Source organism: Streptomyces sp. NPDC048057 (assembly GCF_040653095.1).
Taxonomy (GTDB): Bacteria; Actinomycetota; Actinomycetes; order Streptomycetales; family Streptomycetaceae; genus Streptomyces.
On sequence record NZ_JBEZNF010000020.1, the window covers coordinates 69915 to 77649 of the forward strand.

Annotated in this window: 7 protein-coding genes; 6 read left to right on the top strand and 1 reads right to left on the bottom strand. The window is 72.9% G+C overall.

The genetic code is table 11. From position 1 onward, the window contains the following. Positions 1–3 precede the first annotated feature (3 nt). Positions 4–585 carry a TetR/AcrR family transcriptional regulator gene (locus AB0E05_RS23555; protein ID WP_361966612.1) on the bottom strand — a complete coding sequence of 194 codons (582 nt, stop codon included), beginning with the start codon at positions 583–585 and terminating at the stop codon, positions 4–6. Positions 586–693: 108 nt separating this feature from the next. Between AB0E05_RS23555 and AB0E05_RS23560 the strand changes: the two genes are divergently transcribed. From AB0E05_RS23560 to AB0E05_RS23585, 6 genes are all read left to right on the top strand, one after another. Next, complete coding sequence (locus tag AB0E05_RS23560) at positions 694–1554, top strand: class I SAM-dependent methyltransferase (protein ID WP_361966614.1); 861 nt, start codon at positions 694–696, stop codon at positions 1552–1554. Between the two features lie 745 nt (positions 1555–2299). After that, the gene (locus AB0E05_RS23565) at positions 2300–2626 is read left to right on the top strand and encodes an acyl carrier protein (RefSeq protein WP_361966616.1); all 327 of its coding nucleotides are present in this window, start codon (positions 2300–2302) and stop codon (positions 2624–2626) included. Beyond that, positions 2623–3732, top strand: coding sequence for an acyl-CoA dehydrogenase family protein (locus tag AB0E05_RS23570; protein WP_361966618.1), 1110 nt, complete (start codon positions 2623–2625; stop codon positions 3730–3732). Before AB0E05_RS23565 ends, AB0E05_RS23570 begins: the two co-directional genes overlap by 4 nt. Next, positions 3729–4742: a 3-oxoacyl-ACP synthase gene (locus AB0E05_RS23575; RefSeq protein WP_361966620.1), complete on the top strand. Its 1014-nt coding sequence runs from the start codon at positions 3729–3731 to the stop codon at positions 4740–4742. The genes AB0E05_RS23570 and AB0E05_RS23575 overlap by 4 nt, the downstream gene beginning before the upstream one ends. After that, positions 4739–5794: an HAD-IIIC family phosphatase gene (locus AB0E05_RS23580; protein ID WP_361966622.1), complete on the top strand. Its 1056-nt coding sequence runs from the start codon at positions 4739–4741 to the stop codon at positions 5792–5794. Before AB0E05_RS23575 ends, AB0E05_RS23580 begins: the two co-directional genes overlap by 4 nt. After that, positions 5791–7731, top strand: a complete 1941-nt coding sequence (locus AB0E05_RS23585) for a non-ribosomal peptide synthetase (RefSeq protein ID WP_361966624.1) — start codon at positions 5791–5793, stop codon at positions 7729–7731. The genes AB0E05_RS23580 and AB0E05_RS23585 overlap by 4 nt, the downstream gene beginning before the upstream one ends. Positions 7732–7735: the final 4 nt, after the last annotated feature.

Consider the following 7735-nt stretch of genomic DNA (forward strand, 5'->3'; position numbering starts at 1 on the left):
GGGTCAGGGGGCCGGGACGGGGACCAGGGCGCGGATGACACGGGCGACCGTCGCCCGGGGGTCGGGCCCTCCCGCACCGGTCATCAGCAGGTGGTGCCAGGTGCCGACCAGGGCGAGCGCGATCGACTGGGTGTCGGCACCCTCCGCCACGCGCCCCCGCTCCTGCTCCGCCCGCAGGTAGCCGTCGAGCGCCTGCTGGACCGTGCCGAAGCCGGGGCCGCCGGCCGCCCAGGCGTCGCGCACCTGCTGCGCCGCGCCGGGGCGGGTGAGGGAGAACGCGACGACCGCGCTGTCCAGGGCCAGCACCGCGCGGGCCAGGGCGTCGAGGTTGTCCACCACCGCGCCGGTGCCGACGCGGGCGGGCAGTTCACCGGCCCGCTCGGCCATCCGCGCGAAGCGGTCGAGGATGAGTTCCGCGACGAAGGCGTCCAGCCCCGCGAAGTGGGTGTGCAGCACGCCCTTGGCGCAGCCCGCCTCTTCGGTGATCGCCCGGCTGGTGAGGGTTCCGTCCCTGGTCATCACGCGTTCCGCCGCGCCGAAGAGCCGTTCGCGCAGATCGGGGATCGCGATTCCTCGCGGTGACATCAAGTCCCTCCCGGGGATGGGGCATTGCAAGTATGGGCGTGTGCCCATACTGTTTGGGCACACGCCCATCCTAGGGCGTCGAACCACCTCGCCAAGGAGGTATCCCGTATGCAGAACGTCGCCAACACCGCCCAGTTACAGGCGTGGAACGGCTACGAAGGCACGCATTGGGCCGAGCACCAGGACCGCTGGAACGCCATCAACGCCAACTTCGACCTGCCGCTGTTCGACGCCGCCGCCGTCCAGGACGGCGACCGGGTCCTGGACGTCGGCTGCGGCGGCGGTGCCACCACCCGACTGGCAGCCGCCGCGGCGGGCCGGGGCAGCGCCCTCGGGATCGATCTGTCCGCCCCCGTACTGGAGCTGGCCCAGGCCCGCACGGCCGAGGCCGGCATCACCAATGCCTCGTACGTCCAGGGCGACGCCCAGGTCCACCCGCTGGAGGCCGACGCCTTCGACGTCGCGATCAGCCGTTTCGGCATCATGTTCTTCGCCGACCCGGTCGCCGCGTTCGGCAACATCGCGAGCGCTCTGCGCCCCGGGGGCCGCATCGCCTTCCTCGCCGCCGCCGAGCCCGCCGGGAACGAGTGGCTCATGGCGCTGCGATCCCTCGGAGCCCTCCTGCCGACCGGGGACTTCGGCGCCCCCGGCGGCCCCGGCATGTTCTCCCTCGCCGACCGGGACACCGCGGTCTCCGTGCTGACCTCGGCGGGCTTCCAGCACGTACGCGCCGAACACGTCCGAGCGCACGGCGTCTGGGGTCGCGACGCGGAGGAGGCGGCCGACTTCCTCCTCTGCTCCGGCCCGGGACGCCATCTGCTCGAGGACCTCGGCCCCGGCACCCGGGAGAGCGTGCGCGAGGTGCTCACCGAGCAGTTGCGCCCGTACGAGAACTCCGGCGCACTCCCCCTGCGCAGCACCGGCTGGCTGCTGACCGGCACGCGGGGAGAGCGCACGCCGTCCGCGTGACCCGCTCCTCCGTCGCGGGGGTGCGGACGGGTTCGATCCGGGCCCGGTGGACACGTCGTCACGACGTGATCACCGGGCCCTCCGCCGTCGTCTCCCCGCCACGCCCCTCCCCCGCACCCCGTGCACCTTCCGCACCGTCCGCTCCGGGCACAACAGGGCGCCCCACCCCTCCCACCAGGAGAATCGTGCATCAACCAAGGAAATCCGGGAGCGCCAACCGTCGGAACGGGGGCACCGACTTCCCCTAGCGGGAACCGTAGGTATCCAGCCAAGGAACACGTGATACTCAAGGGGGTCTGGAATCGTCGAGTGCTGCGCGTGAGAATTCCACGAGACGTGCGTAGACGAAAAGCCGGGGAGCCATTCCGTGAGAGCGCAGGCCGTGGACGTACGGGAAATCGAAAGGGCATGCATCGGCAGGGCATACGCGGGGTGCCGACTGAATGGCCCGTTCCTTCAGCGCGTCCGACCCCTCCCACGGCACTGATGGGCGGTTTTCCCCGCCCCTCGCTCGCTCCTTTCCTCCCTCGTCGTTCGTCTTCGATCTCACCCACGAGGAGGAGCGAAACCACGCGTTGATTTCGTGTGCGCCACCGCTGATGGGGCCCTGGTCACCGGTTCAAGAACCGCGACGGGCGCGAAATGCACGAGCAACGTCGCGTTGGCGTGCCGAGAACAGCACACCCTCGATATCAGGCTTTCGTTGTCTTTGCGCTGAGCAACTGCCGATCGGAGTCCACCACACATGTCGACCAAGGACGGCCGTCCGCTGCTGAACACCGCCCAACCGCCCCGGCCCGGCGACGACGAACTCGTCGCCGAGTTGCAGAAGTACTTCAGCACCCTCACCCACACCGAACTCGGGCCCGACGACGACTATTTCACGCTCGGCCTCGTGGCCTCCCTCCAGGCATTGCAGATCGTGACCCACGTGGAGCAGACCTACGGAATCACCGTCGACGTGGCGGATCTGGACCTGGACAACTTCCGCACCGCCGCCCGCGTCGCAGGCTTCGTGACCGCCAAGCGCGGTGAGCAGGGCGGGCGCGCGGGCGGAGGAGCGACGCAGTGATCGACGTCGAGCCGCTGGTGAAGACCGCACTCGCCGAGGCGGACGCCTGGGACGAGCACGGTCTGCCCGCGGAGGCGATACGGCTGGCCGCCCACCACGGCGTGCTCGGACTCGATCGGTCCGTCGACGTCGGCGGAGGTGGTGCGGACTCCCACGAACTGGGCTACGTCACGGCCCGGTTGGGGGCGGCGTGCTCGTCGCTGCGCGCGCTGTTGACGGTCCAGGGCATGGTGACGGCCGGCCTGGACCGGTGGGGCACCGCCCAGCAGCGCAGCGAGTGGCTGCCGCGGCTGGTCCGCGGCGAGCAGCTCGCCGCGGTGGCCTGCACCGAGTCCGGCGCCGGTACCGACCTGTCGGCCGTCGCCTGCGAGTTCCGGCCGGGCAGCGGCGGTGACCACCGGGTCTACGGGCGCAAGCTGTGGGTGACGTTCGGCGCGGTCGCCGACGTGCTCCTGGTGCTCGGCCGGGCCCCCGGCGGGCTGGTCGCCGCTCTCGTGGAGACCGACCGGCCCGGTGTCAGGATCGAGCCGGTGACGGGCCAGCTCGGGTTGCGCGGCGCGCGGCTCGCCCACGTCACCTTCGACGGGGTCGCCCTGCCCGCCGGCCAGTTGGTCGCTCCGCCCGGCTTCGGCCTCTCGCACGTGCTCGGCACGGCGCTCGACCACGGTCGCTACACCGTCGCCTGGGGCTGCGTCGGCATGGCCCGCGCCTGCCTCGACGAGGCCGTGGCGCACGTCCGCGGCCGTTCGCAGGGCGGCGCCTCCCTCGCCGACCACCAGGTGGTCCGGGCCGCCCTTGGCCGCCATGCGGTCGGCGTCCGGGCGGCCGAGGAGCTGTGCGTACGCGCCGCGACGCTGCGTGAGGAACGCGACCCCGAGTCGATCCCGGCCACCGTGACCGCCAAGTACGCCGCCGCCAGGGCCGCCGCATCGGTGAGCGCCGGCGCGGTGCAGTTGCTCGGCGCCGCCGGCTGCGCCCCGGGCAGCGCCGTCGCGCGGTTCTTCCGGGACGCGAAGGTCATGCAGATCATCGAGGGCGCGGACGAGGTCGCCGAAGTGATGATCGGGAGCCATCTCCTGGGCCTGACCCGAGGGGGTGCGCGATGACCGCGCAACGGCGCATCACCGTCGGCCCGGTGGCCACGTGGTTTCCGGAGCGGCAGCTCGCCGTCGCCGGACTGCCCGAGCTGGCGGACCTGCCCGCGGTGCGCCGCGAGCACGCCCTGTCGCTCGGCGTCGACACCGTGCGGGACGCCGGCGGGGCGTCCGAGGTCGACCTCGCGGAGCGGGCGGCGCGCGCCGCGCTGATCCGCGCCGGTCTCGGCGCCGGCGATGTCGACGCCCTCTTGTTGGTGCAGGGCCGGGTGCCCGAGTACCTGCTGGCCTCGGAGGCGACCAGGCTGCAACACCGGCTCGGTGCGCACCGCGCGTTCACGACCGGCGTCGGCGACCTCGGCTGCGTCTCGGTCTCGTCCGCCTTCGCGCTCGGCTCCGCGCTGCTGCGCGGTGACGCACGCTGTCGCACCGTCCTGGTCGTCGCCGCGGCCCGCACTCCCACTCCGGCCCGGTACCGCCCGCCGATGACCCTGCTGGGCGACGGCGCAGCGGCGGTCCTGCTCACGGTGGACGGCGAGGGCACCCACGAACTGGTCGACCAGATCGTGCGCAGCGACGGCAGCTATGCCGACCTCTTCCGCATCGACTACCGCGACCTGCCGTCGCGGGACTGGGTCGAGGAGTGCGCGGACGAACCGACGTACTCCTTCCGACTCGCGGTGGAGAGCCGCAAGCGCTTCGCGGCGCTCAACGCGGAGCTGCTGGCCCGCAACGGACTCGCCGCCAGCCGGGTCGGCACGCACCTGACCCAGAACCTCGCCACCGGGGCGTTCGTCTTCTGGCAGGAGGCGCTGGACGTGGCGATCGACCCCGTCTGCCGGCGCAATCTCGCCGCCTACGGCCACCTCGGCTCGATGGACGTCCTGATCAACCTGACGGACGCCGCGGCCACCCAGGCGCCGGGCGAGCACGCCCTCGTGATGAACAGCAGCCCGGTGGCGGCCTGGAGCACCTGGCTGCTGCGCCGCCTCGACGAACGGGAAGGGGGCGTGTCGCGTTGACGCCCACGGCGGAGCACACGACGCAACCCACGGTGAAGTGCCTGGTCTGGGACCTCGACGACACCCTGTGGAAGGGCGTCCTGCTGGAGCAGGACGAGGCGGTCCCCACGTCGGAGGCGCTGGGGGTGCTCACGGCGCTCGACGAGCGCGGCATCCTGCACGCGGTCGCCAGCCGCAGCGCGTACGGCCCCGCCTCCTGGAACCTGCGCGAGCACGGGGTGGAGGACCTGTTCTGCGCGGTCGAGGTGGGCTGGGGGCCGAAGTCCGGGGCGGTGCGCAGGATCGCGGAGACGCTCAACATCGGACTGGACACGGTCGCGTTCGTCGACAACGACCCCGTCGAGCGGGCCGAGGTGTCCGCGGCCCTCCCGGAGGTGCGGTGCTATCCGGTCGAGCGGCTCCCCGAGCTGCCCGGCCTGCCCGAGTTCACCCCCTCGGTGGTCACCGAGGAGGCCCGCCGGCGGCGCGAGTTGTATCGCGCGGAGCGCCGACGCACCGACGCGGAGGAGTACTTCACGGGCACCGACGCCGACTTCCTCGCCTCCCTGGAGCTGGTGATGACCGTCCGGCGGGCCACCGAGGACGACCTCGCGCGGGCCCACGAGCTGACGGTGCGCACCCACCAGCTCAACACCACCGGTCAGACCTACGACATGGCGCAGCTCCGGGCGATGTGCGCGTCCGACCGGCACGAGGTGCTGGTCGCCACGCTCCGCGACCGCTTCGGCGACTACGGAACGATCGGCCTTGCGGTGTCGGAGCGGCGCGGCGACGACTCGGTGCTGCTCCTGCTGCTGATGTCGTGCCGGGTGATGTCCCGGGGCGTCGGCACCGCGCTGATCGGGCACGTCGTGGCGCGGGCCCGGGCAGCCGGGCACCGTCCGCTGGCCGAGTTCGTACCGACCGAGGTCAACCGGGTGATGTTGGTGACCTTGAGGTTCGCCGGTTTCGCGGTCGCCGAGTCGACCGGGGACAGCACCCTCCTCGTCCACGACGGCGCCGCCTCCTCCCACACCGGCCACGTCACGATCGTCGCCGGGGACGACCGGTGAACGGCGGTTCCAGCGCGTCCGGGGCGAACACCTGGCACGGCCCGCACTCGACGGTGGTACGGCATGCCGCGCGGATCCCCGACCGCACCGCCGTCGTGGTCGGCGGGGAGTCGCTGACGTGGCGGGAGTTGGACGGGGCGAGCGCCGCGCTGGCCGCTCGACTGACGGCGGCCGGGGTGCGGCCGGGCCGGGTCGTCGTGTTGTACCGACAGCAGTGCGTCGAGACCGTCGTGGGGATGGTCGCGGCGGCACGGATCGGGGCGGCGTGGTGCGTCGCGGAACCCGCACATCCGGTGGCGATGCTGCACGCCCTGCTCGACGACGTGGACTGCGGGGCCGTCGTCTTCGACCCCGGTGATCCCGCGACCCCCGCGGACGCGGTGCGCCGCCTCGTCGCCGAGGGGCGCACGGCAGTCCCCGCGGTCCTCGAAGGGCACGACCCGGTCGTCCCGGCTCAGGTACCGGCCGACGCGGTCGACATGCCGGGGAGTGCCCCCGCCTACGTCATCACCACCTCCGGCACGACGGGCCGCCCCAAGGCAGTGATCGTCACCGCGGACAACCTGATCACCATGCTCGACAGCCGCAGATACGACGCACCACCTCCGGCGGACGCGCCGTATCCCCCGGACGGGCCGGTGTCGTTCTCCGCGATGCGGCTCACCTGGGACGGCGCGCTGCTGCTGACGCTGTGGGCGCTGTGGACCGGCGGCACGGCCGTGCTCCCCGGCCACGAAGAACTCACCGACGCCGAGGCCACGGCCCGGCTCGTCGGTACCCGACGCGTGACGCACCTGGCGGCCACCCCGTCGTTCTACCGGCTCATGCTGCCGGTGATGGCCGGCTTCGACTCGCACCTGCGGCTGGTCGTGCTCGCCGGCGAGGCACTGCCGGTCCCGGTGGTCGAGCGGCACCGCGCCCTGCTGCCCGACGTCGAGGTGCTGAACGAGTACGGCCCCACCGAGGTGACCATCACCTGCGTCGCCCACCCCGTGCGCGGGCCGCTCGCCCCGACCGTGCCCATCGGCCGGCCCACCGGGGAGTGCACCGCGTACGTGCTGGACGGACGGCTCTCCCCCGTCGCTCCCGGCGTCCTGGGCGAGCTGTACGTCGGCGGCCGGCAGGTCGCCGCCGGGTACGCGGCGCGCCCCGGTCTGACGTCCACGCGCTTCGTCGCCGATCCCTTCGACGACCGGCCGGGGGCGCGTCTGTACCGCACCGGTGACCTGACGCTGACGAACGAGCACGGCGAGCTTGAGTTCCACGGCAGGTCCGACGGCCAGGTGAAGATCAGGGGTGTGCGGTTGGAACGGCAGGCGGTGACAGCCGCGGTCGAGAGCCATCCGGCCGTGGGTCAGGCGGCGGTGCTCCCCGTGCCCAACGAGCACGGCGAGACGACGCTCGTCGCTTTCTGGACGCCCGCCGCGGGGGCCGAGGCACTGCCCGGCGTACGGGAGTTGCTCGCGCACTGCGCACGGCAGCTCGTCGCCCAGGCGGTGCCGGAGCGCTTCGTGGTCGTGGACGCGTTCCCGCTGGGGCGTACCGGGAAGACCGACGAGGCGGCGCTGTGCGCCCAGTTGCCCGCCGCCGCGCCGGCTGCCGCGCGGGGCCGGCGCCGGTGGACACCGCTCCAGCAGTCGCTAGGCGCACTGTGGGCGGCAGTGCTCCAGCACGACGACTTCGGCCTCGACGACACGTTCTTCGACGTCGGCGGGAACTCCCGGCGCGTCATCGACCTGCACCTGCGCATCGAGCGTGACTGGCCCGGGGCGCTGCGGGTCGGCCGGCTCTTCGACCTGCCGACCGTCGCGGCGCAGGCCAAGGCCCTGGAGACCGTCCGTGCCGAAGCGCCCGCTGCCGGACCGGAGCCCGCTCCGGGGACCGACGGACCGGCTGCGGGGGCGCGGTCCGACGGTCCGGTCCTGTTCGAGATATGACGAG

Bases quoted from the DNA above. Each gene is read 5' to 3' on its own strand.
- AB0E05_RS23555 (WP_361966612.1), bottom strand. From the start codon at position 585: ATGTCACCGCGAGGAATCGCGATCCCCGATCTGCGCGAACGGCTCTTC.
- AB0E05_RS23560 (WP_361966614.1), top strand. From the start codon at position 694: ATGCAGAACGTCGCCAACACCGCCCAGTTACAGGCGTGGAACGGCTAC.
- AB0E05_RS23565 (WP_361966616.1), top strand. From the start codon at position 2,300: ATGTCGACCAAGGACGGCCGTCCGCTGCTGAACACCGCCCAACCGCCC.
- AB0E05_RS23575 (WP_361966620.1), top strand. From the start codon at position 3,729: ATGACCGCGCAACGGCGCATCACCGTCGGCCCGGTGGCCACGTGGTTT.